The 24,816-nt window shown below is 36.3% G+C and carries 26 protein-coding genes; 15 read left to right on the top strand and 11 right to left on the bottom strand.

Annotated features, from left to right (window positions below; genetic code table 11):
- Nucleotides 1-16: 16 nt before the first annotated feature.
- Nucleotides 17-400: an SET domain-containing protein-lysine N-methyltransferase gene (locus tag LK994_RS00410; protein WP_229760899.1), complete on the top strand. Its 384-nt coding sequence runs from the start codon at nucleotides 17-19 to the stop codon at nucleotides 398-400.
- A 52-nt stretch (nucleotides 401-452) separates the two neighbouring features.
- Here the strand turns inward: LK994_RS00410 and LK994_RS00405 are convergent, their stop codons facing one another.
- On the bottom strand, nucleotides 453-989 hold the full coding sequence (locus LK994_RS00405; RefSeq protein WP_229760898.1) for a YceI family protein: 537 nt from the start codon (nucleotides 987-989) through the stop codon (nucleotides 453-455).
- 93 nt (nucleotides 990-1,082) lie between these two features.
- The gene (locus LK994_RS00400) at nucleotides 1,083-2,132 is read right to left on the bottom strand and encodes a Gfo/Idh/MocA family oxidoreductase (RefSeq protein ID WP_229760897.1); all 1,050 of its coding nucleotides are present in this window, start codon (nucleotides 2,130-2,132) and stop codon (nucleotides 1,083-1,085) included.
- 269 nt (nucleotides 2,133-2,401) lie between these two features.
- Here LK994_RS00400 and LK994_RS00395 point away from each other — a divergent pair, with 269 nt between their 5' ends.
- Nucleotides 2,402-2,824, top strand: coding sequence for a DoxX family protein (locus tag LK994_RS00395; protein WP_229760896.1), 423 nt, complete (start codon nucleotides 2,402-2,404; stop codon nucleotides 2,822-2,824).
- A 68-nt stretch (nucleotides 2,825-2,892) separates the two neighbouring features.
- Here LK994_RS00395 and LK994_RS00390 read toward each other — a convergent pair whose 3' ends face one another.
- Nucleotides 2,893-5,169: an aconitate hydratase gene (locus tag LK994_RS00390; protein WP_229760895.1), complete on the bottom strand. Its 2,277-nt coding sequence runs from the start codon at nucleotides 5,167-5,169 to the stop codon at nucleotides 2,893-2,895.
- 168 nt (nucleotides 5,170-5,337) lie between these two features.
- On the opposite strand from LK994_RS00390, the gene LK994_RS14580 reads away from it, so the two are divergent.
- Genes LK994_RS14580 through LK994_RS00380 form a run of 3 tightly spaced genes read left to right on the top strand, consistent with a single transcriptional unit; the run spans nucleotide 5,338 to nucleotide 7,612 of the window.
- Nucleotides 5,338-5,559 carry a PspC domain-containing protein gene (locus LK994_RS14580; RefSeq protein ID WP_394799434.1) on the top strand — a complete coding sequence of 74 codons (222 nt, stop codon included), beginning with the start codon at nucleotides 5,338-5,340 and terminating at the stop codon, nucleotides 5,557-5,559.
- A 53-nt stretch (nucleotides 5,560-5,612) separates the two neighbouring features.
- Nucleotides 5,613-6,614, top strand: a complete 1,002-nt coding sequence (locus LK994_RS00385) for a helix-turn-helix transcriptional regulator (protein ID WP_229760894.1) — start codon at nucleotides 5,613-5,615, stop codon at nucleotides 6,612-6,614.
- A gap of 11 nt (nucleotides 6,615-6,625) precedes the next feature.
- Nucleotides 6,626-7,612, top strand: a complete 987-nt coding sequence (locus tag LK994_RS00380; RefSeq protein ID WP_229760893.1) for a helix-turn-helix transcriptional regulator — start codon at nucleotides 6,626-6,628, stop codon at nucleotides 7,610-7,612.
- 240 nt (nucleotides 7,613-7,852) lie between these two features.
- On the opposite strand, the gene kdsA is transcribed toward LK994_RS00380, so the two are convergent.
- On the bottom strand, nucleotides 7,853-8,674 hold the full coding sequence (gene kdsA / locus LK994_RS00375; RefSeq protein WP_229760892.1) for a 3-deoxy-8-phosphooctulonate synthase: 822 nt from the start codon (nucleotides 8,672-8,674) through the stop codon (nucleotides 7,853-7,855).
- Nucleotides 8,675-9,030: 356 nt separating this feature from the next.
- On the opposite strand from kdsA, the gene LK994_RS00370 reads away from it, so the two are divergent.
- The gene (locus tag LK994_RS00370) at nucleotides 9,031-9,549 is read left to right on the top strand and encodes an outer membrane beta-barrel protein (protein WP_229760891.1); all 519 of its coding nucleotides are present in this window, start codon (nucleotides 9,031-9,033) and stop codon (nucleotides 9,547-9,549) included.
- Between the two features lie 125 nt (nucleotides 9,550-9,674).
- Here LK994_RS00370 and plsX read toward each other — a convergent pair whose 3' ends face one another.
- The 3 genes from plsX to LK994_RS00355 form a co-directional block, all read right to left on the bottom strand.
- Nucleotides 9,675-10,622, bottom strand: a complete 948-nt coding sequence (gene plsX, locus LK994_RS00365; RefSeq protein ID WP_229760890.1) for a phosphate acyltransferase PlsX — start codon at nucleotides 10,620-10,622, stop codon at nucleotides 9,675-9,677.
- A gap of 136 nt (nucleotides 10,623-10,758) precedes the next feature.
- Nucleotides 10,759-10,953 (bottom strand): 50S ribosomal protein L32, encoded by a 195-nt coding sequence (gene rpmF, locus LK994_RS00360; RefSeq protein ID WP_229760889.1) that lies wholly within the window; start codon nucleotides 10,951-10,953, stop codon nucleotides 10,759-10,761.
- A gap of 23 nt (nucleotides 10,954-10,976) precedes the next feature.
- On the bottom strand, nucleotides 10,977-11,534 hold the full coding sequence (locus tag LK994_RS00355) for a YceD family protein (protein ID WP_229760888.1): 558 nt from the start codon (nucleotides 11,532-11,534) through the stop codon (nucleotides 10,977-10,979).
- A gap of 116 nt (nucleotides 11,535-11,650) precedes the next feature.
- Between LK994_RS00355 and LK994_RS00350 the strand changes: the two genes are divergently transcribed.
- Nucleotides 11,651-12,730, top strand: a complete 1,080-nt coding sequence (locus LK994_RS00350) for a DUF3810 domain-containing protein (RefSeq protein ID WP_229760887.1) — start codon at nucleotides 11,651-11,653, stop codon at nucleotides 12,728-12,730.
- Nucleotides 12,731-12,800: 70 nt separating this feature from the next.
- On the opposite strand, the gene dcd is transcribed toward LK994_RS00350, so the two are convergent.
- Nucleotides 12,801-13,337: a dCTP deaminase gene (gene dcd, locus LK994_RS00345; protein WP_229760886.1), complete on the bottom strand. Its 537-nt coding sequence runs from the start codon at nucleotides 13,335-13,337 to the stop codon at nucleotides 12,801-12,803.
- 82 nt (nucleotides 13,338-13,419) lie between these two features.
- On the opposite strand from dcd, the gene LK994_RS00340 reads away from it, so the two are divergent.
- On the top strand, nucleotides 13,420-14,061 hold the full coding sequence (locus tag LK994_RS00340; RefSeq protein ID WP_229760885.1) for a 4'-phosphopantetheinyl transferase family protein: 642 nt from the start codon (nucleotides 13,420-13,422) through the stop codon (nucleotides 14,059-14,061).
- A 13-nt stretch (nucleotides 14,062-14,074) separates the two neighbouring features.
- A complete protein-coding gene (locus tag LK994_RS00335) occupies nucleotides 14,075-15,451 on the top strand; it encodes an APC family permease (RefSeq protein WP_229760884.1) in 1,377 nt (458 codons plus the stop codon).
- A 49-nt stretch (nucleotides 15,452-15,500) separates the two neighbouring features.
- Here LK994_RS00335 and LK994_RS00330 read toward each other — a convergent pair whose 3' ends face one another.
- Together LK994_RS00330 and LK994_RS00325 are read right to left on the bottom strand one after the other, a co-directional pair.
- A complete protein-coding gene (locus tag LK994_RS00330; protein ID WP_229760883.1) occupies nucleotides 15,501-17,000 on the bottom strand; it encodes an outer membrane beta-barrel protein in 1,500 nt (499 codons plus the stop codon).
- On the bottom strand, nucleotides 16,997-17,578 hold the full coding sequence (locus LK994_RS00325; protein ID WP_229760882.1) for an RNA polymerase sigma factor: 582 nt from the start codon (nucleotides 17,576-17,578) through the stop codon (nucleotides 16,997-16,999). The genes LK994_RS00330 and LK994_RS00325 overlap by 4 nt, the downstream gene beginning before the upstream one ends.
- 139 nt (nucleotides 17,579-17,717) lie before the next feature.
- Between LK994_RS00325 and LK994_RS00320 the strand changes: the two genes are divergently transcribed.
- The 5 genes from LK994_RS00320 (at nucleotide 17,718) to LK994_RS00300 (ending at nucleotide 21,541) form a co-directional block, all read left to right on the top strand.
- Nucleotides 17,718-18,620, top strand: a complete 903-nt coding sequence (locus tag LK994_RS00320) for a DUF4382 domain-containing protein (protein ID WP_229760881.1) — start codon at nucleotides 17,718-17,720, stop codon at nucleotides 18,618-18,620.
- Nucleotides 18,621-18,708: 88 nt separating this feature from the next.
- Entirely contained in the window at nucleotides 18,709-19,152 is a 444-nt protein-coding gene (locus LK994_RS00315) for a thioredoxin family protein (protein ID WP_229760880.1), read from the top strand.
- A complete protein-coding gene (locus LK994_RS00310) occupies nucleotides 19,139-20,080 on the top strand; it encodes an FAD:protein FMN transferase (protein WP_229760879.1) in 942 nt (313 codons plus the stop codon). The genes LK994_RS00315 and LK994_RS00310 overlap by 14 nt, the downstream gene beginning before the upstream one ends.
- Before the next feature lie 5 nt (nucleotides 20,081-20,085).
- On the top strand, nucleotides 20,086-20,301 hold the full coding sequence (locus LK994_RS00305) for a DUF4266 domain-containing protein (RefSeq protein ID WP_229760878.1): 216 nt from the start codon (nucleotides 20,086-20,088) through the stop codon (nucleotides 20,299-20,301).
- Between the two features lie 25 nt (nucleotides 20,302-20,326).
- Nucleotides 20,327-21,541, top strand: coding sequence for a DUF3570 domain-containing protein (locus LK994_RS00300; RefSeq protein WP_229760877.1), 1,215 nt, complete (start codon nucleotides 20,327-20,329; stop codon nucleotides 21,539-21,541).
- 60 nt (nucleotides 21,542-21,601) lie between these two features.
- On the opposite strand, the gene LK994_RS00295 is transcribed toward LK994_RS00300, so the two are convergent.
- Nucleotides 21,602-22,858: an aminotransferase class I/II-fold pyridoxal phosphate-dependent enzyme gene (locus LK994_RS00295; protein ID WP_229760876.1), complete on the bottom strand. Its 1,257-nt coding sequence runs from the start codon at nucleotides 22,856-22,858 to the stop codon at nucleotides 21,602-21,604.
- Nucleotides 22,859-23,083: 225 nt separating this feature from the next.
- Between LK994_RS00295 and pafA the strand changes: the two genes are divergently transcribed.
- Nucleotides 23,084-24,733, top strand: a complete 1,650-nt coding sequence (pafA, locus tag LK994_RS00290; RefSeq protein WP_229760875.1) for an alkaline phosphatase PafA — start codon at nucleotides 23,084-23,086, stop codon at nucleotides 24,731-24,733.
- The last annotated feature ends 83 nt before the right edge of the window (nucleotides 24,734-24,816 follow it).

Here is a 24,816-nt window from a genome sequence, read left to right as displayed (position 1 = left end):
ACTTTAATTAATTGTTATGATAAAACCTTACTTGTATTTACGGCAAACAGCAAACATGGGAAGAGGGGTATTTACTAAAGAAAGAATTCCTGCAGATACAGTGATAGAGATATCTCCGGTGATAGTGATGAGTAAAGCTGATAAAGAGCATCTTGATAAAACATTATTACATGATTATATTTTTGACTGGGGAAAAGGTAAAGACCAATGTTGTATGGCTTTGGGATTGATACCAATGTACAATCATAGTTATAAAAGTAATTGCGATTATATAATGGACTATGAAGACGAGGTGATATTTATACAAACCGTAAGAGCAATCGAAAACGGGGAAGAGCTAACGATCAATTACAATGGAGATTGGGATGATGCTACCAAGATATGGTTTGATGCAAAATAAAAAGAGCGGAATCTTTCTGAGATCCCGCCTTCTTAACCATAACCTAACTGTACTATTGTTGTTCTATCAATTGAATTTCTGCTATCAATCTTACTTCATCACTTACCACTACACCACCTGCTTCGGTAACTGCATTCCATGTTAATCCAAAATCTTTACGGTTGATCTTACCATTAATGGTAAAGCCAGCTTTTGTATTGCCGTAAGCATCCTGAACAACACCGCCAAATTCAACAGATAATTTGATATTTTTTGTTACATCTTTAATGGTGAAATCGCCATATAGTTCATACGATCCATCATTATCAATATTTTCGTATTTGGTAGCCACAAATTTTATTTGTGGAAATTTTTCTGCATCAAAAAAGTCTGCACTTTTTAAATGCCCGTCTCTTTGTTCATTACCAGTTGAGATAGAGTTTACATCCGCAGTAAAGCTGATTGCCGCCTTTGTGAAGTCTTCGTTCTCTGTTTGAACAGACGCATTGAAAATATTAAAACTACCCGTGACATTAGTTATCATCAGGTGTTTTATTTTAAATTGTACTTCGCTGTGTGAGGGGTCTATAACCCAGTTTTTTGTTGCCATGATTTTTAATTTTAATGCAAGATACAATAATTAATGTTTAAACATTGAATATTGTGTGATTTTTTTTTGTTAAAATTTTTAATAACTTAATAATCAATTGAAATTGATGACTTTTTGGCCTGCATTACTTGTAATCGCAGCCTCGATGATCCGCATTACATTGATCCCGTCATCTGCTGAAACGGGCATTGGGAGACTTTTCGTAAGGCCTTTGTATACCTCATCATAATAATCGTAGTAGTTTCCCTGTAATGAAGGAATTTTCTCTCTTATAGATGTTCCATCTTTTTCAATATGCAGCAAACCTTGTTCACTAGCAGGTTCGGTGCCCCAATCTGTAAGATTGGGTTTCATACCTGCTAATAGATTGGGCTCCTGTATATCTGCTCTGCTTTTTAAAAATGAGCCTTTGGTGCCGTGAAATATATAGGAGGGCAGCGGTTCTTTTACAATATATCCAGCTTTTAATCTTATTCTGAATGATGGATAATATAGAAGAATATCAAACCAATCGTCTACTGATGACTCTTTTCTGGTAATTCGTATGTCTGCAAATAATGATTGCGGCATACCAAATAAACATAGAGCCTGATCGATCAAATGTGGTCCGAGATCTTTTAAAATTCCGGCTCCGGGCCCCGGCACCTCCTTATGTTGTTTGGGGCTTAATGCTAAATTGTATCTATCAAAATGAATTTCAGCTTCATTAAGTTCTCCTAACAATCCATCTGTAATAACTTTTTGCACTGTCTTGAAATCGCTGTCCCACCTGCGGTTTTGAAAGACTGCAATTTTTTTATGTTGCTTTTCTGCAAGTATTTTTAATTCAATGGCTTCCTCAACGGTAGTGGTAAATGCTTTTTCTACAACAATATGTTTATCGGCAAGAAGTGCTTTTTTTGCATACTCATAATGTGAGTATGTAGGTGTATTTACAATTACCAGTTCTATTGTTTCATCTGCTAATAATTCTTCTAATGTTTGGTATGATCTGGTATCAGGATAATGTTGCTGAATTGCTTTTGTACTTCTTTCCCATGCACCCATAAGTTGAAAGCCGGGATGTAAGGAAATGAAAGGTGCATGAAAAACTCTGCCAGACATACCAAATGAAAGCAGAGCGGTTTTAATAGGTGTTGCCATAATTATTTTTTAAATCTTCCTGCTAATATAGCAGGTATTATTCTTTTTAAAGGGCAATCAATAAAATAATACATAAGTAAGAGTAGAATGTGGTTTTTAAACAAAATGTTAAACATTCTTATTTTTAAATTTTCAAGAAATGTATCTTATTAATAATCAATTTATATCTGAGTTTGTTTTTGAGGGCATAAAAATTAGCTTGACAAATTCAATTCAGTTTTGTAGGTTTACATCAGTTCTTATTACCTCATTTATTTTGTATGCATTTAATGAGTCAAATACAACACTGGAGTACTACCCACCATCCCAGATGGCTTGTTTTTTTACGAGTGATTCTTGGACTTTGTCTCTTTGCGAAAGGTGTAGCATTTTTAAGTGATAGCTTACAGTTGCAGCAATTGATAGAAGGTAGTAGTTTACAGAATTATCCGTGGTTACCACAGTTCATTACCTGGGCTAATTTGTTGGGAGGAGCCTTAATAGTAATGGGGTTGTTTACAAGGATATCTTGTTTAGTACAAATACCTATTCTGATCGGAGCGATCGTTTTTATACATTTTAAAAGAGGCATGTATGCAGTAGATACCGACTTAAACTTTACTATTGTTATTTTACTATTGTTGTTGGTTTTTCTGGTAGAAGGAGGAGGTCGTATTTCACTGGATAATTATTTTGAAACAAATAAGAAGTAGATATAGATAATCTGAAAATGAAAGAGTCCCGCTGTATAGCAGGACTCTTTTTTTGCATTCAATAGTTTTTATTTATTACTGGCAGCAAATTCTCTGCGAATAATATTCAACGCACCACCTGCTTTGAACCATTCTATTTGTTGTTCATTGTAAGTGTGGTTTACCTGAATAGTTTCATTACTTCCATCTGCATGATTCAATACGATCTGCAAAGGTTTGTTTGGCTCAAAAGCTAATAATCCTTCTATGTCAATTGTATCATCTTCCAATATTTTATCGTAATCTTCTTTGTTGGCAAAAGTTAATGCTAGCATACCTTGCTTCTTCAAATTGGTTTCGTGAATACGAGCAAAAGATTTTACCAATACAGCTCTAACACCTAAGTGACGAGGTTCCATTGCGGCATGTTCTCTTGAAGAACCTTCACCATAGTTTTCATCACCAACAACGATCGTTCCGATGTTAGCAGCTTTGTAAGCTCTTTGTGTTGCAGGTACCGGGCCGTATTCTCCGGTCAGTTGATTTTTTACATTGTCAGTTTTTTCATTGAAAAAATTCACTGCACCGATCAACATATTGTTACTGATATTATCTAAGTGTCCACGGAATTTTAACCATGGCCCAGCCATACTGATATGATCAGTTGTACATTTTCCTTTTGCTTTGATCAACAATTTCAATCCTTTCAGATCAACACCTTCCCATGCAGCAAATGGATCTAATAATTGTAAACGTTTGCTCTCAGGAGAAACTTTTACAACCACACCACTGCCGTCTTCTGCAGGTTGTTGATATCCGGCATCCTCTACATCAAATCCTTTGATAGGTAATTCAAAACCTGAAGGAGCGTCTAATTTTACTTGTTCGCCTTTATCATTGGTAAGAGTATCCGTTAATGGGTTAAAAGAAAGATCACCGGCGATAGCCAATGCAGTCACTAATTCAGGACTACCAACAAATGCAAAAGTATTAGGGTTACCATCAGCACGTTTTGCAAAGTTTCTGTTGAAGGAATGTACAATAGTATTTTTTTCAGCTTTTTCAGCACCAACTCTTGCCCACATACCGATACAAGGTCCGCATGCATTCGCAAAAACATTAGCTCCAATTTTATCAAATACGCCTAAAAAGCCATCTCTTTCAATGGTATATCTTACCAACTCACTACCCGGCGTGATATTAAATTCGGCATTTAATTTAAGTCCTTTCGCACTTACCTGTTCAGCCAAACTTACTGCACGGCTGATATCTTCGTAAGAAGAGTTGGTACAGCTACCGATCAAACCAACTTCAATTTTTGTAGGCCATCCGTTTGCAGCTGCCGCCTCTTTCATTTTAGAAATGGGTGTAGCAAGATCCGGAGTAAATGGTCCGTTTAAGTGTGGTTCTAATGTATTTAAGTCAATCTCAATTACCTGGTCAAAATATGCTTCAGGATTGGCATATACTTCAGGGTCGCCAGTTAAGTGTGAAGCAATTGCATCAGCAGCAGCAGCAATTTCTTCTCTTCCTGTTGCTTTTAAATAGCGGCTCATACTTTCATCGTATCCAAAAGTAGAGGTGGTTGCACCAATTTCTGCACCCATATTACAGATTGTTCCTTTTCCTGTACAACTCATACTGGTAGCACCTTCTCCAAAATATTCAACTACAGCACCAGTACCACCTTTTACTGTAAGGATTCCGGCAACTTTTAAAATAACATCTTTAGGAGCTGTCCAGCCATTTAATTTACCGGTCAATTTTACACCGATCAATTTCGGCATTTTCAGTTCCCAAGGTAAACCTGCCATTACATCGCAGGCATCAGCACCACCAACACCAATTGCGATCATACCTAAACCACCTGCGTTAACAGTATGACTATCAGTACCGATCATCATACCACCCGGGAAAGCATAGTTCTCTAATACTACCTGATGAATAATCCCGGCTCCCGGTTTCCAGAAACCGATACCGTATTTATTACTTACAGAAGCCAGAAAATCATATACTTCACTACTTTCATGAACGGCTCTGTCAAGATCTGTTTTGCTGTTTACTTTTGCTTCGATCAGGTGATCACAATGTACAGTACTTGGTACGGCAACCTTACTACGGCCACTTTGCATGAATTGTAACAATGCCATTTGTGCAGTAGCATCCTGCATAGCCACACGGTCCGGTGCAAAATCTACATAATCCTTGCCTCTGGCGTAAGCCTTTGTAGCATTACCTTCGGTAAGGTGGGCATATAATATTTTTTCTGTAAGTGTTAGAGGTTTACCTGTTACTTTACGGGCTGCCTCAATACGTGTAGCGAAGTTGGCATACACTTTTTTAATCATTTCGATGTCGAAAGCCATAGTACTGTTTTGATGAGTGGATAATTGACTATTTGGGGTAGATGCAGAGTCCCTTTTGTTAAAAGATGTCTAACATCTTCCGAAATATGCGGCGAAATTACGACAAAACAGTTTAGCATTTCATCAAACTTTGCTGATATTTCATTTTATTTTTTGTAAATTAGCAGTATGAATAAGTTTAAGCACTTTATTGAATGGCATGTGTTTGGTGTTTGTTCGGCCATAGGAGAGCGGATGGGTGTAGCTACGTCTACTATACGTAAAAATTTTATATATATATCCTTTCTTACAATGGGGTCTCCCGTAATTATATATTTGTTCATAGCGTTTTGGATGAATATTAAAAGATATATATTAAATGCACGGCGAAATCCATTGCGATATCTGTGATACTCCACTTTATTAGTGCCCGCTGATTTTTTCTTCACTTCTCAACCTTTGTTATGGTTGTATTTAATATTGATCATACTAATTATAAAAAGCTGATCAGTGATCTGGCATCAGTACTTGGACTTACTGTTCAGCAGGAAGATCTCTTGATTATTTCAGATCCGGTAGGAAGCGGTATGATAAAAGTGTTTAGTTTATTTGATGAACTGGAAGTATTACTGATAGATGCTGTTTTTTACGAAAGATTAATTACAATCAGGGAAAAATCAGATAACAGGTATTATATCTTGCATTTCGATAATATTGCTATTACTGATGCTACAAAGTTTACAGTAGGAGAAGAACAACTGCAAAAAACAAATACTCATCATTCAGTAGCAAGACTTACGAGTAACATTTTTCTTAACAAAGAAGAGATCCCTGCGAATACACGAATAAGATCTGTAAAGATTCTATTTAATAAAAAATGGTTAAAGAAATATCTTCATTTGGATAGCGATGCGGATGTTTTGCAAAAATATTTATCACTCAAAACAGAAAGTTTTGATATAGAAAAGCTGGATGATGAGTACCAAAAATTATTAGATGATCTGTGGCGAATTGAAAAGGATGACCCGATGAAAAATATATTTCTTCAAAACAGGGTTTCACTGTTGGTAGAACGTTTTTTTTCCAGATTGTATAGTAAGATGGATTTGCTGGAAGGGAAATTCAATCTTACAGAAGATGAAGTAAGGCGTTTAGTAAAAGTGCAGCAGTTACTGGTTAGTAATTTCAGTGAACAGCCCCCAACCATAGATGAGTTTTCCAAATTAGCCTCAATGAGTGTTACTAAATTAAAAAAGAATTTTAAAGATATTTATGGGGATAGTATTTACGCATATTATCAAAAAATCAGACTGCAGAAAGCCAGAGAATTATTGGCAACTGGCAAATATAATGTGAAAGAAACAGCCGAAGCGATAGGATATGCCAATCCGTCTAATTTTATTAATGCGTTTAAGAAACAGTATAAAGAATTGCCTGGAGATATTGTGGCGAAGGATGCTGTTTAATAGCTGGTGTTATGTTTTATTTCAATTATAACCATACCGATTATACCTCTTTTTTGCAGGCCTATGCAAAAGCAATGGGAACTACCTTTGGTAAGGATGGTGTGTTACATTTCCCTTCAGCTTATGGAGAGGGGTATCATAAGTTGGTTGTGCTGCCAAATGGATTGCAGGCGATCATCATAGATGTAAAACTTAATCAGGATTTTTGCGTTACAAGAACTAAGTCCGATAAAGAATTTTACGCACTTAGATTTGACGAAGTGCAGATCGCTAACTCTATCACTGTAAAATTCGGGAGAGAACATTTTTCAGAAGACGAACACAATCGTTCTGCGGTATTGCTTACGAGTTCGCTTTTTGATTTTGGATTTGTTTTAAAAAAAGGGAGTATTGCAAGAGGCGTCAACATAATGATCACTAAGGAATGGTTAGCAACTTATCTTGGAATTAAATCAACAGATAAGGTCATTCAAAAATACCTTGCTTTAAAAACAGCCAGTTTTAATTTTGAACCTTTTGATGCAGAGTACCGGCAGTTACTTACCGAAATAATGGAAGAAGAGAAAAGGCATAATCCTATGAAAGCAGTAGTGATTCAGAACAGGATCATGCTCTTAATAGAACGCTTTTTTATGAGACTCTATCAAAAAATGTCTTCGAAGACTATCCGGAATACTTTGACCAACCATGAAATTCAACGCTTAATGAATACAGAAGCCTTGCTTGTAAGTGATTTTTCTGTAACCCCACCAACTATTCCGCAGTTGGCCCGTAAAGCCGCAATGAGTGAAACAAAACTCAAAACGCTGTTTAAAAAAATCTATGGATTAAGTATTTATGAATATTATCAGAAAAACAGAATGTTGAAAGCCAGACATTTATTAACTACTAGAGAATATTCAATCAAAGAGGTGGGAACCATGCTCAATTTTAAAAATTTGAGCAATTTTACTATTGCATTTAAAAAAGAGTTTAATATTTTACCCAGTGATCTGTAGAATTTGGCATATGTAAAAATAAATTCATGATTTATTAATTTGACTTTTACAATTATCAAACAGTCTGAATTGATTATAATACCGGCCTCAATCGGGTGTAACTTGCACTAGTGTTTTTTGTGTACATGATACATTATTTGTACTTCCGCTTTTGTTCAACCTGTGGATGACTTTATGTGTTTTTTGATTTCTTGATTGATGGTTTTGATGTAATGAATTGTCCTGCCTTGGCGGGACAATTTAATTTACAGCCTTCCTGATGCGTAACAATTTTTCCAACAGCGGTTCCAGTAAGTGTAAAGCCAGCATATTAGCTCCATCACTTTTTGCTACAGCAGGATTCGGATGTGTTTCGATGAACAATCCATCTGCACCGGTAGCAATTGCTGCTTTAGCAATAGTTTCTATTAGTTGAGGATTACCTCCGGTAACACCACTTGTTTGATTGGGTTGTTGTAAACTGTGGGTGCAGTCCATTACCACAGGAACACCATGTGCTTTCATCCAGGGGATATTTCTGTAATCTACTACAAGGTCCTGATAACCAAAAGTATTGCCTCTTTCTGTTAGTAGTATTTTTTTATTTCCTGCAGCAATTATTTTTTCTGCAGCAAATTTCATAGAGGGGCCACTAAGAAACTGCCCTTTTTTTACATTTACAATTTTGCCCGTTTCGGCAGCTGCAATTAACAGATCTGTCTGGCGACACAAGAATGCAGGTATCTGAAGGATATCTACATATTGAGCGGCTATTTTCGCTTCTTCGGCAGTATGTATATCGCTGGTAGTTGGCAGAGAAAATTTCTCGCCTGTTTTCTTTATTAATGCCATTGCATTTTCATCACCAATGCCGGTAAAAGAATTTGCACTGGTTCGATTGGCTTTTTTATAAGAAGCTTTAAAAACATATGGTATACCGAAGTTTTTACAAATGCCGGAAACCTTTTCTGCTATCTCCATAACGATCTCTTCACTTTCTACAACGCAGGGACCGGCAATTAGAAAAAAATTGTCTTTACTAAATGTTTGCTTACTGAATATGTCTTGTAAATATTTTTCCACGCTACAAATTTACTGAATTTCGGTTTGTATTACTATCGAAATTGATCAAACCAAAATAATTGTGGTGTAGTGTACTGTTTATGCAAGTAGTATTATAGTAGTATGGGATAGCGTTCATGGGTAGGCGTAAGCAGTGATCAGTATGTAAAAAAGGATCAAAAGTTTTCAACAAATGCCGTTTTTTTGTTGAAAACCCGCTCAAATCGGTTAAATACCCGTTAATGGGTATAACTGTCTTATAAATTTTATTAATCTTTGCCTATCGGTATGAATTAAAAAGATAACAAAAAAATTTGTCTTTAAAATTTATAATGGTAATTTTGCACTCAAATTAAAAAATCAAAAAATCAAGTAACATGAAAAAAGTAATTTTAAGTTTAGCGATCGTAGCTTTAGCTGCGTTTTCTGCTAATGCACAAAGCAAAGAAAAAAAATCAATGCAATCTTTAAGATTCAGCGTAGGTGTTGATGCTGGTCTTCCAATTGCTGATGCTGGCGACGTTTACAGTTTAGCTATCGGTGGTGATGCTCAAGGTGAATACGCTGCAACTCCAGAAGTTGGTATCACTTTAAGTGCTGGTGTTAGTAGCTGGTCTATTAAAAGCGCTTTCGGTGGTGGTTCTACAACTTCTATTCCAGTTTTAGCTGGTGGTCGTTACTACTTCTCTGACAGAAAAGTTTACGCTAGTGTTCAAGCTGGTGTTACAATCTTTACTGCTAAAGGTGGTGGTTCTTCAACTTCAGGATTTACTTATGCTCCAGGCGTAGGTTATTACATCACTGACAACATTGATGCAATGTTGAAATATCAATCTGCTAGCGTAACTGGTGGAAATATTTCTCAAGTTGCTTTAAGAGTTGCTTACAACTTCTAATTTAATTAGATACAATATTAAAAAAGCTGTTCCTTTTGGAACAGCTTTTTTAATGGGACTATACGAAAATAAAAACTCCGAAGTGTTGATTACTTCGGAGTTTTTATTATTTTGTATGTAGATAATTAAGTTGTTGTATTAAATACAGCCTTCATCTTTTGCATCAATTCTTTTTCGAGCATACGCTGTGCCGTTATGATCATGTTTTTGAACGCTATTGCATGAGAAACACCATGGCCGATGATCACAGGTTTGTTTACGCCTAATACCGGAACACCTCCATACATTTCAAAATTAAAGCGCTCAAAATGTTCGTCGTGTATACCTCTGCGTTGTATGATATCATAAACACTTTCTGCCATTTTCAATAATACATTACCTGTGAATCCCTCGCAAACCATTATATCAGCTTTGTCTAACAGGATATCTCTTCCTTCTATATTTCCAACAAAATTGATCTGAGTATTTTCTTTTAACAGTGGGAAAGTAGCCTGAGCTAATATATTTCCTTTGCCTTCTTCCTCGCCTATATTCACTAGCCCTACTTTTGGTGTATCGATTCCTAAAATATGTTCAGCAAACAGAGAGCCTAAAATTGCAAATTGAACGAGATTCTCGGGTTTGCAATCAGCATTGATTCCTGCATCTAATAATAAGCCCAGCTTGCCATTTTCTCTCGGCATATATGCTCCGATCGTTGGACGTAGCACTCCTTCAATTGCTTTAATACTGAATAATGCACCCACCATCATGGCGCCGGTATTACCTGCACTGATGAAGGCGTCGATCTTATCAGATGCCAGCAAATGAAAGCCTATTGCAATAGATGATTGTTGTTTTTCTTTTAATGCTTTGGTAGGATGTTCATGCATTTCAATGACCTGGTCTGCATGAATAACGGTAATATTATCGGATGTAATATGGTGTGATTGAAGCAGGTCCTTCACTTTACTTTCATCGCCGATCAAGGTAAGCTGAATAGCTGGATTGCTGTCTGCTAAAAACAATGCAATGCCTTTTACAGCCTCAAGAGGAGCAAAGTCGCCACCCATCATGTCAATGCCTATATTCATTTTGTAAAATTACAGATTAGAGATTGCAAAATACAGATTATCAATCAAAATGTCGGCATATTAAAAATTCCAAACTCCAAGATAGTAGACTATCTCGAAGTTTGGAATTCGTAATGTACAATTACTAATTTATTTATTAGGCTTTAAGTGGAGCTTTTTCAGCTACAACTTGTCCTTTGTAGTATAGCTTGCCTTCGCTAACGTGAGCACGGTGACGTACATGCGTTTCGCCGGTTGTCTTATCTACAGTTAAAGTAGTTTCAGTTGCTTTATAATGCGTCCTTCTCTTTGCGCTGCGTTGTTGCGAATGACGTCGTTTCGGATTTGGCATAACCTGTTATTTTTAATTTTATATTAATTATTGTCTTCTTCTTTGTTCTTGAAATTTTCTAATCCCTTCCAGATGGCGTTGGCATTATTCTCTACTTCTTTCACCTCCATAGCCTTCAATTTTTCCAACACCTCTTTATTGCATTTATCTCCTCCAAACTCTTCTTCGGTGCACATTTTCTGGTTGGGTACACTTAAACTTACAAATTCAAAAATCCAGTCGTTCAAATGCAAATGACTTTCTGTTTTTGAAATGTAAAATACATCCGGGTCTTCTTCCAGTTGATTCATCTCTTCCGGATTATCAACCATCTTTACCAGTATATTAAATTCGTCCCAAAGATCTTTATTGAGGGTGTTTCCGCATCTGTCACAAACAACATCTGCTTTTCCTCCAATTTCAAACTTGAGCATTAAAAAATTGCTCTTCTTATCTAACTGAACTTTGACAACTGCGATGCAATTCTCAAATTCCCTGTTCTCGATTTCCGCAAAGAAATCGTCATTCACTTCGTATGTAAACTCGTGAATACCAGGCTTTAAACCTACAAATGCTATCTCGAATGCCTTTCTTTTTCCCATTACCGCTGGTTTAAAGGACGGCAAAGGTACAAAAAAAGTTTGAGGTTTAGAGTGGAAATGAGAAGTTTTTTATGCAAAATCGGCCAGAATCGTGATTTTGACTATTTTTAAGGTGTATGATCTCAAAAAAACAATGGTTTTCTGTACTCTTTCTGTTGATGGTAGCTATATCCATTCGTTTTTTTTCTGCTAATCCTTTTTGGGCGGAGAAATACTACGCTGCCGGATTTTACCCTGTAATCAGCCGATTTTTGAGAATGGGCTTTGGTTGGCTACCATTCAGTATTGGAGATCTGATATATGGGATTATTGTTATCTGGCTTTTTTATAAGATTGTTTACGGGATAAAATTGCTCTGCAAACGCAGTATTACTTTTCAAAGTTTTAAAAGTGGTATTGTAAAATGGAGTACTGTTTTACTGTTTTTGTACATACTATTCAACTTGATCTGGGGAATTAATTATGATAGAAAAGGAATTGCCTATCAACTTGGATTATCCGTTCAGAAATATACAATTAAAGAATTGCAGGAGATGGATTCGTTGCTGTTGCAAAAAGTGAATGAAAGTAAAAAAGCAATACTGAAAAAGAACATTGCTCAAAAAACAAAGAGAGAAATATTTGATGGAGCTGTAAATGCTTATACTGAAGTAGAAAGGAAGTATTTGTTTCTACACTACACTGCAATATCTGTCAAACCATCCATGTGGGGCTGGGTGGGGGATTATCTTGGGTTTACCGGATATTATAATCCATTTACCGGAGAAGCTCAGATCAACAGAGGAGTGCCGGTTTTTTTGCAACCATATACAACCTGTCATGAAATAGCACACCAACTTGGGTATGCCAAGGAGGACGAAGCCAACTTCGTTGGATACCTGGCTGCTTCTGCATCGAAAGATACAGTGTTTAATTATTCAACTTATCTAGATCTGTTTATGTATGCTAACAGAAGTTTGGCACATGTCGATTCATCTGCAGCAAAGAATTTTTTTCATCAGTTGTTGCCGGAAGTAAAAACTGATATAAAGGAATGGAAAACATTTCTTATCGATCATAAGAACCCGATTGAACCGGGGATCAGATGGATGTATGGAAAGTTTTTAGAAAGTAACAATCAGCCCTCGGGGATGCTTAGTTATGATGAGGTAACGGGATTGTTGATTGCGTATTACAAAAAATATGGGAAGGTTTAAAACGTTCGGAAAGTCTATAGATGGTAAGTGTTACGCTTTAGATCTTAAACGTTTTAAACCTTTCAAGCCTTTAAAACTTATTCTTCCACATCATGCTCTCAACGGGCTTGTTATGCTGCCCGCTGTATTTAGCATTCTTCTTCTGATTGTATTTTACTTCTATCTCACCATCAGCAGGGAAATAGATTAGCTGCCCGATCGGCATTCCTTTATACACTCTCACCGGTTTTTTTACAGAGATCTCCAGTGTCCAATTACCACAAAAACCAACATCACCTTTGCCGGCGGTAGCATGTATATCAATACCTAATCGACCCGTAGAAGATTTGCCTTCTAAAAAAGGTACGTGAGCATGTGTTTCTGTATACTCTTCAGTTACACCCAAATAAAACTCTTGTGGCATTAGTACAAATCCTTCGTCAGGGATTTCAAAATGTTCTATTGTATTATGCGCTTTTGCATCCAGTTCTTTATTGGTATAGGTAGCTAAATGTTTTCCCAAATGCACATCATAACTATTGCTTCCCAGACATTCCCTGTCGTAGGGTACAATTTTAATGGTCCCTTTTTCAATTTCCTCTAAAATACGTGTATCACTTAATATCATTGTAATGATTGGTTTAACAGTTTATTCGTTTATTTGTAAAAGTAAATAATCGTAAATCTTAAATCGTCATTCGGAATTAAAAATGCCTTTGGTTTATCAACAAAATATCAACGAAGCCACAAAAATAGGCATTTGGCATATTGCTGAGGCTGAAGAATACTTTTTACGGGAGGTGCCTGTGCAAAGAGAAATAACTCATCCTCATAAAAGATTACAGCATCTGGCAGGTAGAGTGATACTCAAAGAATTATATCCCGATTTTCCTTATTCTCTGATTAGGATTGCGGATACCAGAAAACCTTTTTTAGAAGATGAAGCGTATCATTTTTCAATTTCTCATTGCGGAGATTATGCGGCAGCAATAGTGAGTAACAAAAACAGGGTAGGGGTAGATATAGAATTGGTTACAAAGAAGACTGAAAAAGTAAAGCATAAGTTTTTAAGTAACACCGAACAGGAGTATTTATCGGCGATATTCAATCATCAACATTCGAAGGAAAATGATCAATCTTTAACTGCTGCATGGAGCATAAAGGAAACATTGTTTAAATGGCAAGGAGTAGGAGAAGTAGATTTTATAAAACATTTACAAATAGGGGATATCACCAGGTTATCAGAAGAAAATTATAAGGCAGCTTGCCTCTTGAAAGTATCATCCGAAATTAAGCTGGATGTTTTTTTTAAATTTTTTAATGACGCAGTTTTATCCTGGTGTGTAAAATAATCAATCATATTTAATGTCGACAGAACAACCAAAATTACAACGCAGTTTATCACTTTTTCAAGGCACGGTGCTAAATATGATAGACATGGTAGGGATCGGTCCTTTTGTGACTTTACCAATTGTGATCGGCTTAATGGGGGGAATGTTTTTGTATGCATGGATAGCGGGGGCAATTCTTTCTCTGGTAGATGCAATGATCTGGAGTGAGTTGGGAGCGGCCTATCCTTTGGCAGGAGGCAGCTATAATTTTTTGAAAGAAGCGTATGGGAAGAATGGGATGGGTAAAATGATGAGCTTTTTATATGTATGGCAAACTGTTATACAAGCTCCGCTGGTGGCGGCTTCTGCGGCGATTGGTTTTTCTCAGTATCTCGGTTATTTGATTCATTTGGATGAGTGGCAGGCCAAAGCGGTATCGGGAGTGGTGATAATTTTTATCACCTTATTATTATACAGAAAGATAGATAGTATTGGTAAGATCGGTGTGCTATTGTGGATGGGTGTATTGCTTACAATTGGCTGGATAATTTTTGGAGGTATAGCCAATGGTAATTTTTTACAACCCTTGCATCAGATCAGCACAGACTTTAGTTGGGGGCAATTGGCATCTTTTGCATTTGGACAAGCATGTGTAAAAACTATCTATAGTTATTTGGGGTATTATAATGTTTGTCATTTAGGAGGGGAGATAAAAGATCCCGGTAAAAATATTCCCCGTAGCATGTTTATTTCTGCGATAGGAATAGGGATATTATACATGGCAATGAATATGAGTGTAAGCAGTGTTATCTCATGGCAGGAAATAAAGCATTGGCAGGATACAGGGCAGAATAATTTTGTAGTGAGTACTTTTATAGAACGATTGTATGGCACGGGTGCAGCAAAATTAGCTACCGTTATGATATTATGGGTGGCATTAGCTTCTTTGTTTGCTGTAATGCTTGGCTATTCACGTGTGCCTTACGCTGCAGCAGTGGATGGCGCATTTTTTAAAGTGTTTGCCAAACTGCATCCTACTAAAAATTTTCCCTATGTTTCTTTATTGGTGTTAGCAGGATTTGCTTTTGTGTTTAGCTTATTGTTTAAGATGAAACATATCATCGATGGTATTTTAGCTATGCGTATTATGATACAGTTCATCGGGCAGGCAGTTGGTATAACGTTATTGCGTAAACGAAACGGAACAACAGGGCTGCCGTATAAAATGCCACTCTATCCTTTGCCGGTTATAATGGCAGTATTGATGTGGTTATTTGTTTTCTATGCAACCGGGCTGACAAGTATTGTTTCTTTTTTACTTGTTTTTGGAAGTGGTTTGGTGGTGTATTTAATTTCTTCTGGTATAAATAACTATTGGCCATTTAATTCTGGAAATAAAACTGAAAAATGAGCACACCCATTGTTATAATAGGCAGATTGTTTTTATGTTGTTAATAATATTAGAATTTAAAACGAACGCCAGTAGTTAGTCCAATTGAATTCGAATAAGATCTAATGCCAATATTTTTATTGATAGGAGTTAGCGCAAAACGAGCTGATGGCGAAAATATGATCCCCCATTTACTTGTCAGATTATAGGTGATACCGATTCCAGCAACTCCCGAAAAATATACATTTCTTAATCCTTCTATTTGATATTGTTTGTGGTGTTCATCTTCATCTCTGTCTTTTAGGGCTGCTTCTAATTTACTTTTAATTAAAAAATTAGCGGATACTCCTGCCAATAAATTAAATTCAAATTTTTTGTAAGGGATACTATATTTGATGGCTAAAGGAACACTAAGGTATTGCAGAGTATGTCTTGATGAAGAGGCATTTATACTATCTCCAACTGCGGGTAAATTTCCTTCCGGAGTTTTAATGAAGGCATAGCCGGAAGAAGACCAATAGCAATATTTGATATTACCATTGTTATCTGCTTTTGCATAAATTTTTTTAGGAGCTCCTCCAATGGTAGTTTTTGAAAAAGTAAAGCCGGTTTGTATGGCCCAATGCTTATTAAAAGTGTAATCAAATAATAAGCCTGTGGTAAAAGCGTTTTGATGGTCTTCATTCTGTTCAATTTCATCCTTGTTTTCCCCATCAAGTTGATTATTATTATCTCCATTTAGCAAGTTATAGGAAGCAAAATCAGGAGAGAAAAATGCAGATAGTGCTAAGCCTGGTTCAGATTTAGTTTTTCTCTTTATTGTGGTTTTTATTCCATTTTCTGTTACTGTTTTCTTTTTTGCTATGATAGCGGTAGTTTTACTGCTGTCAACTTTCATTATCGCAGTAGCAGGAACTTCTGAATTACTATTTTCAATAGCATTATTTTTTTCAGGGACACTGGTAGAGTGATATTCTGTAGTTATTACATCATCGGTTGAGGCATTAGTGATTTTTACAGATATTTTTTTCTCAGTATTTTTTTTATTTTTTTTCTGTTGCTGTCTAAGAGTAGTGGTGCTTAGATTTTTATCATTCACCGGGACAGGGAATTTTTCAAATGTTTTATTTCTGTTCGAATAATTATTATTTGTATGCTTTATTGAAACAATTTTTTTTATTTTATCATCATTGATGTCGATTTCTTTATTTGTTGTTTGATTGTTGTTTCGATTGGTCAGATAGTCCTTGTGAGTGGTATTTTGGTGATCTAAGACGCTATTGTGATCCTCATTAATCGTTTCTCTATCGGGAATAACCTGAGTGAACTGTAAATCTTTATGCGAATTGTTTTTTGGTTTCGTAAATAGATAAATACTAACGCCAGTGAGTAAAAGGAATAATAGAACAGATAATCGTTTAAGCCAGTAATTTTTTTTGCGGTAATTGTCGACATCTTTTTTATTTAGATTGTTTTCAATAGCATTCCAAACCTCATCTGAGGGAGATTCCTGATGTTGATTGATAGCCGATTGAAATAATTTATCTATATCGTGTAGATTTTCTTTCATATAGAATTAATATTTTGTTTTGCTGTAAGCAAGCTATTGTTTACGGCTTTTTGTAAAAGAGTTCTTGCGTCAGACAAATTCGATTTTGAGGTTCCTTCCGCTATGCCTAGTTTCAGGGCTATTTCTCTGTGCTTCATTCCCTCAAAAACGTATAAGTTAAAAACCATTCTATAGGCAGGAGGAAGCTGTTGAATCATTTTTAATAATTCTTTAACACCGAGTTTTGATAGTATATCTTCATCCCCGATATGCTCAACTATGTTGTTGTTTATGTCAATAACTGCATGCAATTGAGGTTTATTTCTGTACCGCTGCAAGGCGCAGTTTACAATTATTTTTCTGATCCATCCTTCAAAAGAACCTTCAGATTTAAACTGATGAATAAATGAAAAAACCTTTGTAAAGCCATCCTGCATTATATCTTCGGCCTCTTCCCTGTTTTTTGAATATCGCAAACAAACGATAAACATCTTGGGTGCATATAAGGCATAGAGCTGACTTTGGCTATACCTGTCACCTCTTATACATCCTTGTATGAGTTTATCGGTTGAATCCACTAAATATTCGTCGTTTGCCACAATAGATGCTGGATTTATCGAAATGGTTGGGTTGTGGTATGTTTATTGTTAAATATTAAACATACCCAACCTTTTTGATTGAGATATACATCTACCTATTACAAGTAATTTTTTTCATCAATCACTAAATTCATTTTATATGAAAAACACAAAAGTAACCATTATTGGTTTTGCCCTATCACTGTTTCTAGTTACATTATTTTTTTCTGCCTGTAAAAAGGAAAATAGCAGCGGTTCAGGTTCTCAGAAATTGTCTTTGTATCTGACCGATGACCCTGCACTTTTTGATTCTGTATTAATTGATATACAAAAAGTAGAGGTAAAGATCGATACAAGTGAAGAGCATCAACATAATGACCATTTTGGCGATATTGATAATGACAATGATGATGATCATCAGGATAGTGATGCTTTTGGGCAGTGGATTGATTTAGCCATGACACCAGGTGTGTATACTGTATCTAACTTAAGAAATGGTATAGATATGTTACTGGCTTCAGGAACTATTACAGGTAAAATCAGAAAGGTGAGGATCACTTTAGGAACAAATAATACTGTTTACGTTGGTGGAGTAGCACATGCATTAACACTTTCTGGCTCGGATAATCTGGTTTATGTAAAGATACATGGCGAAGATGAACAGGGAGAGCATGAAAGCGGCGATGATAACAATGAGCAACATGATTCGCCAATTGGTGTTTGGTTAGATTTTGATCTTGGACGTTCTATTACGTTAATCGGAGGGCAGTATTATCTTAATCCGATAGTAACCCCATTCTGCGATGCAAAATCTGGTAAAGTGGAAGGAAAAGTTCGTCCTGAAGCTGCTCATGCAGTGGTAACAATTTTTAATACCACCGATACTGCTATGGCGATACCTGAACATGATGAAGATGGAGAGTATAAGATCAGAGGTTTAAAGGCGGGTACATATAGTATTCATTTCAAAGGTTTTAACGGATATAGCGATACAACTATCAATAATATCGTAGTTGTAATAAATGACGATACACATGTACCAACTGTAACGTTACATAACTAAGCATTAACAAGTTTTTTTGCCACAGCAAAGTATCTTTAGTTTACTTTGTTGTGGCCTTTTTAATGAAAAATATAAATTCAATAACTCCATGAAAATTTTTGCTACCATGTTGCTTGCGACTATGATGTTTACAGGCACTACTAATTGGCTCACAAATTTTACCGACGCTCAAAAAATAGCCAAAGAAAAAAAACAATTTATTGTATTGAATTTTTCTGGTTCTGATTGGTGTGGGCCTTGTATAAGAATGAAAAGAGAAATTTTCGGCAGTGATGAATTCAATGCTTTTGCAGTTGATAATTTAGTTCTGGTAAATGCAGATTTCCCCAGGAATAAAAAAAATAAATTGGCTAAAGCGCAGGTAAAATTAAATGAAGCTTTGGCAGACAAATATAATCCTGAAGGAAAATTCCCATTCACATTGTTGCTGGATGCGGAGGGTAAAGTTGTAAAAAAATGGGATGGTTTTCCAAATGTAAAACCTGAAGATTTTGTTGCATCAATAAAGGCTGTTATTAATGCAGACAAATAATATTTCTTCCATACATAAGGCGGTTGTTCGTTTGATGGGAAATCGTTTTGAGATCAGCGTTGTGTCTGAAGATGCATTATGGGCTGACGAAAGAATTGAAGAAGCAATCGAAGAGATCATGCGAATTGAAAAGTTATTGACTACTTACAGCGAAGACAGTCAAACCAATCAGATCAATATCAATGCAGGTATTGCTGCTGTTAAAGTTGATAAAGAAGTTTTTGATCTGATACAACGATCGATAAAAATATCTGACATTACACAGGGAGCGTTTGATATTACTTATGGTTCTATTGATAAGTCATTGTGGAACTTCGATAAAAATATGACAAGTTTGCCGGATGCTACTACGGCAAAAAAATTAGTACGACTGATCAATTACAGAAATGTGATCTTAAATGATGTAGATTGTACAGTGTTTCTTAAAGAGAAAGGAATGCGAATTGGTTTTGGCGGTATAGGTAAAGGCTATGCTGCAGAACGAGCAAAGTTTATTTTAAAACAAAGTGGTGTGGAAAGTGGTATCGTAAATGCGGCAGGAGACCTCACTGCATGGGGCAATCAACCCGATGGCAATCCCTGGACAATAGGTATTGCCAATCCCGATGCACCACAACATGCATTTTCTTATCTTGATATTACTAATATGGCAATCGCCACATCGGGTAATTACGAAAAATTTATTCTGATCGACGGTAAAAAATATTCTCATACAATTGACCCAAAAACGGGACTACCTGTTACAGGAATAAAAAGCGTGACCATTATCAGTCCTAATGCTGAAGTGGCCGATGCGATGGCAACACCGGTGATGATAATGGGTATCAAAGTAGGATTGGATATGATCAACCAGATACATGGGTTGGCCTGTATCATTATTGATGATCAGGATAAAATATATACATCTGCAAACATTAATATAAAATAGTGTGTATGAAAATAAATAAAACAGGATTGATTGTGCTATTAGTGGTCGCTGTATCATCTTGTACTTCGGTGAAAGAATACCAAAAGAGCAGGCTGAATGATGCCGAGATGCAATTGGGGACTCGTAAGATACAAAAAACAGAAATGAGTTTTGAAGCCTACAGGGAAGGAGCATCAGGTGCTAACGGTGGTAAGACCGGTGGTGGATGTGGTTGTAACTAACGAATTAAAATTTTAAAATATTTCCATGAAGAAAATTTGCCTGGTAGTTGTGGGATTGTACCTGAATTTACTAAATGTATTTTCACAGTCAGTCAGTAAACCGGATACAGCCGAATATCAAACCAGAAAATTAAAATTAGAAGAAGTAAATCTGATCAGTAGTTACTATCACCAGGATGGTAACAATTCTTCTGTAACCGGTGGGATCGGTACAGAAAAGCTTACAGACTTTGCCAATATCATCGATGTTAAGTTTACTAAATATGATACTAAGAACAGACTACATACTTTTACGGGAGAGTTAGGAGTAGATACCTATTCATCTGCTTCTTCCGATAAGATCGATCTAAAGGCGAATTCTTCTGCATCATCATCTGATATAAGAATCTATCCATCTGTATCCTGGTCGATGGAAAATAAACAAAGAGGAACAACGATCGGATTAAATGCATCATCATCTACAGAGTTTGATTATCAGTCTTTTGGTCTTGGTGCAAGTTTTTCAAAAAAGTCAAAAGATAATAACAGAGAGGTTGGAATAAAAGCGCAGGCTTATTTGGATCAGGTAAAATTAATTTACCCAATAGAACTAAGAACTACCACAAGTGGAGGAGGTAGAGAGCGTGATGATAATGACTATGCATCAACAGCACGAAATTCATTTACAGGATCTCTTACTTATTCGCAGATCGTTAATCAACGATTGCAATTAATGTTTTTATTAGATCTGGCTTATCAACAAGGGTTTTTAGCTCTGCCTTTTCATAGAGTTATCTTGAATGATAATACACATAAGTCAGAATTGTTACCATCTTCCCGATTTAAAATTCCTGTGGGTATCAGAGCAAATTATTTTGCAGGAGATAAAGTGATCATTCGAACCTTCTATCGCTTTTATCATGATGATTGGGGTTTAACAGCTAATACTGCTGATATAGAAACTTCCATTAAAGTAACACCATTCTTTTCTGTAACACCTTTTTATCGGTATTACAATCAGAGTGCGATCAAATATTTTGCTCCATACATGGAGCATACAGCAAATGATGCATTTTACACAAGTAATTATGATCTGTCAAAATTTGACAGTCATTTCTTAGGGGCCGGAATACGATTGGCTCCGCCAAAAGGTGTCTTTGGCATTCAGCATTTTTCAGCATTAGAGATACGGTATGGACATTACAACAGAAGTAACGGACTGAATTCAAACATTGTGAGTTTGAATATAAAATATAAATAAGCATAAAAAAATAAGCCAGCCTCAATATAAGGCTGGCTTATTTTTACAGTATTTTTTCTCTTACATTTTCTCTGCCATATCAGGAATATCCACGGCTTTGTACGCACCTTCGTCTAATTTTTTCTTAGTTTCTTCAAATGCTTTTAAGGTGATATCAATATCTTCATCGCTGTGCGATGCTGTTGGTATTAACCTGTAAATGATATCTCCTTTAGGTATTACAGGATACACTACAATAGAGCAGAATATACCATAATTTTCTCTCAGGTCCATCACCATTTGTGTTGCTTCGGGAACATCACCTTTCATGTAGATCGGTGTAACGGGAGAGTTGGTATCACCAATATCAAAACCTCTTTCTTTTAAACCATTTTGCAAACGATTTACATTGTGCCAAAGTTTTTCTCTTAGTTCAGGCATGGTCTTGATCATCTCCATGCGTTTCAACATCCCTTCTACAACTAACAATGGAACACTCTTTGCAAATATCTGCGAACGTGTATTATAACGTAAGAATTTGATCACAGCTTTTGGTCCGCAAATAAATCCGCCCAGGCTTCCTAAGCTTTTAACCATCGAAGAAAAGTACAGATCAATTCCATCTTGGCACTCTTGAGCTTCGTCAGCACCGGCACCTGTTTTACCCATGTACCCAAATCCGTGAGCATCATCAATTAAGATCCTGAACTCATATTTTTTCTTTAAAGCAACGATCTCTTTTAATATTCCCTGCTCACCATCCATACCAAAAACACCTTCAGTGATCACCAGAATACCACCACCTTGTTTGTTCGCTAATTCAGTTGCTCTTTGTAATTGTTTTTCGCAATCTTCTGCATCATTGTGTTTAAATGCATACCTGTGTCCCATGTGTAATCTTACACCGTCAACAATACATGCATGAGATTCTGCATCATATACGATAACGTCTCTTCTGTTGACCATCGCATCAATACAACTCATTATACCCTGGTACCCAAAATTTAAAAGCATTGTATCTTCTCTGCCTACAAATTCACTGATCACTCTTTCCAACTCTTCATGTTTGGTGGTATTTCCACTCATCATCCTGGCACCCATCGGGTTGCCCATACCATATTTTGCTGCAGCTTCTGCATCTATCTTTCTTATTTCAGGATGGTTTACTAATCCTAAATAGTTATTCAAACTCCACACCAACACATCTTTACCTCTGAATTTCATGTGTGGCCCCAGTTCTCCTTCTAATTTCGGGAAAGCAAAATAACCATGTGCTCTGTCCATATGCTGACCGATCGGGCCACCATCTTTCACTAATTTTTCAAAAATGTCTGCCATGCGTAATTACGATTTTTTATTTACGATTTACGAATATTTGCCTGTACAATATTTAAAGGGGTATTTGATTAGCAGAATGTAATTCTGTAATGCCATAATCCTGTAAATCCTGATTTTGACGATGTGCAAAATTACGGAAATGACATCAAAACACATAACATTGAGTTAACAAGCAGTATTTATCAGCCAACTATATTAATTTTATATTTACTTAAACAACAAAACATGATGCTTCGCAGATATTATCTCTCTGTTTTTTGCCTGATCTTTATTGCCTGTTCTACATTCGGCCAAACTACCAAAATTGCTCCGACAATTGCAAAACCAAAGCTGGTAATTGGTTTGGTAATAGACCAGATGCGCTGGGATTATCTGTATCGCTATAATGAATTATATAGCAACAATGGATTTAAAAGATTGTTACGTGAAGGATTTGCCGCTGAAAATACAATGATTCCCTATGTGCCTACCTATACAGCTGTGGGACATACCTGTATCTATACAGGCAGTATACCTGCTATAACCGGAATTGTTGGGAATAACTGGTATGATAAAAGCCTGGGTAAAAATGTTTATTGTACAGATGACTCAACTGTCAGGGGTGTTGGTAGTGATAACTGGGCAGGTAAAATGAGTCCTGAAAATTTATGGGCAACAACGATCACAGACGAACTTCGATTGAGTAATAATTTTAAAAGCAAAACGATCGGTATTGCGTTGAAGGACAGAGGCGCTATTTTGCCTGCCGGACATAGTGCCAATGCTGCTTATTGGTATGATGATACTCAAGGGAAATGGATATCCAGCACCTACTACATGAAAATATTACCTACATGGGTGGATAGTTTTAATAAACAGGAGTTGGCGGCGAAATACATGAGCAAAGATTGGAATACCTTGTTGCCGATCGATAGATATGATCTCAGCAGTGATGATAATGAGCCTTATGAAGACCGGATAGAAGGGTTGACGTCATCCATATTTCCGCATAAACTTTCTACATTAACAAACACTAAATATCAGGCACTCAAAAGAACACCTTTTGGAAACACATTTACTTTTGATTTTGCTAAAGCTACCATTAACAACGAATTAATGGGTGCTACTCCGGATATCACAGATTTTTTAACTGTAAGTATCTCTTCTACAGATTATATTGGTCATGCGTTTGGTCCAAACTCTGTAGAGATAGAAGATACTTATTTAAGATTGGATAAGGATATTGCGGATTTCTTGTTGTACCTGGATACTAAGATAGGCAAGGGGAATTATTTGTTGTTTTTGTCGGCAGATCATGGCGTAGCGCATGTGCCGGGGTTTTTAGCACAACATCAAATTCCGGGAGGGCAGTTTAATGATGATGATCTGCGAAATGAATTAAACCCGATTTTGGAAAATGCATTTGGGATAAAAAATATCATTGTGAACCTGCAAAACTATCAGGTGTATTTAAATACGAATGAAATTGAAAAGCAAGGAAAGGATATTGAATTGGTAAAGAAAGCTGTTATTAAAGCACTGAAACAAAAAGTATTTTTTCTGGATGCGTTTGAGACAGATAAACTTGCTATTGCTACTTTGCCGCAACCGCAGAAGGAAATGATGATGAATGGATACAATCCCAAACGAAGCGGCGATATCCAATTCACATTAAAGCCCGGCTATTTTGATGGATGGGGAAAAGGAACTACCCATGGTCTTTGGAATCCGTATGATGCTCATATACCTTGTGTATTTTTTGGATGGGGTGTTAAGCCCGGAAAAACTAACAGAGAGACATACATGACAGATATTGCTCCTACCATTGCAGCGATGTTGAAAATTCAAATGCCTAGCGGATGCGTGGGCAAACCAATTGTTGAGGTGATAAAATAATTTGTTGAGCAATTGCTATGCATGATTTTATTTCACAAAGTTCATTTCGCAATCACATTGTTGCACAGAGAATATATTTGTTT

Source organism: Ferruginibacter lapsinanis, assembly GCF_020783315.1.
Classification (GTDB): domain Bacteria; phylum Bacteroidota; class Bacteroidia; order Chitinophagales; family Chitinophagaceae; genus Ferruginibacter; species Ferruginibacter lapsinanis.
Note: the sequence above shows the minus strand (reverse complement) of the source record. Positions and strands in the feature narration are given on the sequence as shown.

Bases quoted from the DNA above. Each gene is read 5' to 3' on its own strand.
- LK994_RS00410 (WP_229760899.1), top strand. From the start codon at position 17: ATGATAAAACCTTACTTGTATTTACGGCAAACAGCAAACATGGGAAGA.
- LK994_RS00405 (WP_229760898.1), bottom strand. From the start codon at position 989: ATGGCAACAAAAAACTGGGTTATAGACCCCTCACACAGCGAAGTACAA.
- LK994_RS00400 (WP_229760897.1), bottom strand. From the start codon at position 2,132: ATGGCAACACCTATTAAAACCGCTCTGCTTTCATTTGGTATGTCTGGC.
- LK994_RS00395 (WP_229760896.1), top strand. From the start codon at position 2,402: ATGAGTCAAATACAACACTGGAGTACTACCCACCATCCCAGATGGCTT.
- LK994_RS00390 (WP_229760895.1), bottom strand. From the start codon at position 5,169: ATGGCTTTCGACATCGAAATGATTAAAAAAGTGTATGCCAACTTCGCT.
- LK994_RS14580 (WP_394799434.1), top strand. From the start codon at position 5,338: ATGAATAAGTTTAAGCACTTTATTGAATGGCATGTGTTTGGTGTTTGT.
- LK994_RS00385 (WP_229760894.1), top strand. From the start codon at position 5,613: ATGGTTGTATTTAATATTGATCATACTAATTATAAAAAGCTGATCAGT.
- LK994_RS00380 (WP_229760893.1), top strand. From the start codon at position 6,626: ATGTTTTATTTCAATTATAACCATACCGATTATACCTCTTTTTTGCAG.
- LK994_RS00370 (WP_229760891.1), top strand. From the start codon at position 9,031: ATGAAAAAAGTAATTTTAAGTTTAGCGATCGTAGCTTTAGCTGCGTTT.
- plsX (WP_229760890.1), bottom strand. From the start codon at position 10,622: ATGAATATAGGCATTGACATGATGGGTGGCGACTTTGCTCCTCTTGAG.
- rpmF (WP_229760889.1), bottom strand. From the start codon at position 10,953: ATGCCAAATCCGAAACGACGTCATTCGCAACAACGCAGCGCAAAGAGA.
- LK994_RS00355 (WP_229760888.1), bottom strand. From the start codon at position 11,534: ATGGGAAAAAGAAAGGCATTCGAGATAGCATTTGTAGGTTTAAAGCCT.
- LK994_RS00350 (WP_229760887.1), top strand. From the start codon at position 11,651: ATGATCTCAAAAAAACAATGGTTTTCTGTACTCTTTCTGTTGATGGTA.
- dcd (WP_229760886.1), bottom strand. From the start codon at position 13,337: ATGATATTAAGTGATACACGTATTTTAGAGGAAATTGAAAAAGGGACC.
- LK994_RS00340 (WP_229760885.1), top strand. From the start codon at position 13,420: ATGCCTTTGGTTTATCAACAAAATATCAACGAAGCCACAAAAATAGGC.
- LK994_RS00335 (WP_229760884.1), top strand. From the start codon at position 14,075: ATGTCGACAGAACAACCAAAATTACAACGCAGTTTATCACTTTTTCAA.
- LK994_RS00330 (WP_229760883.1), bottom strand. From the start codon at position 17,000: ATGAAAGAAAATCTACACGATATAGATAAATTATTTCAATCGGCTATC.
- LK994_RS00320 (WP_229760881.1), top strand. From the start codon at position 17,718: ATGAAAAACACAAAAGTAACCATTATTGGTTTTGCCCTATCACTGTTT.
- LK994_RS00315 (WP_229760880.1), top strand. From the start codon at position 18,709: ATGAAAATTTTTGCTACCATGTTGCTTGCGACTATGATGTTTACAGGC.
- LK994_RS00310 (WP_229760879.1), top strand. From the start codon at position 19,139: ATGCAGACAAATAATATTTCTTCCATACATAAGGCGGTTGTTCGTTTG.
- LK994_RS00305 (WP_229760878.1), top strand. From the start codon at position 20,086: ATGAAAATAAATAAAACAGGATTGATTGTGCTATTAGTGGTCGCTGTA.
- LK994_RS00300 (WP_229760877.1), top strand. From the start codon at position 20,327: ATGAAGAAAATTTGCCTGGTAGTTGTGGGATTGTACCTGAATTTACTA.
- LK994_RS00295 (WP_229760876.1), bottom strand. From the start codon at position 22,858: ATGGCAGACATTTTTGAAAAATTAGTGAAAGATGGTGGCCCGATCGGT.
- pafA (WP_229760875.1), top strand. From the start codon at position 23,084: ATGATGCTTCGCAGATATTATCTCTCTGTTTTTTGCCTGATCTTTATT.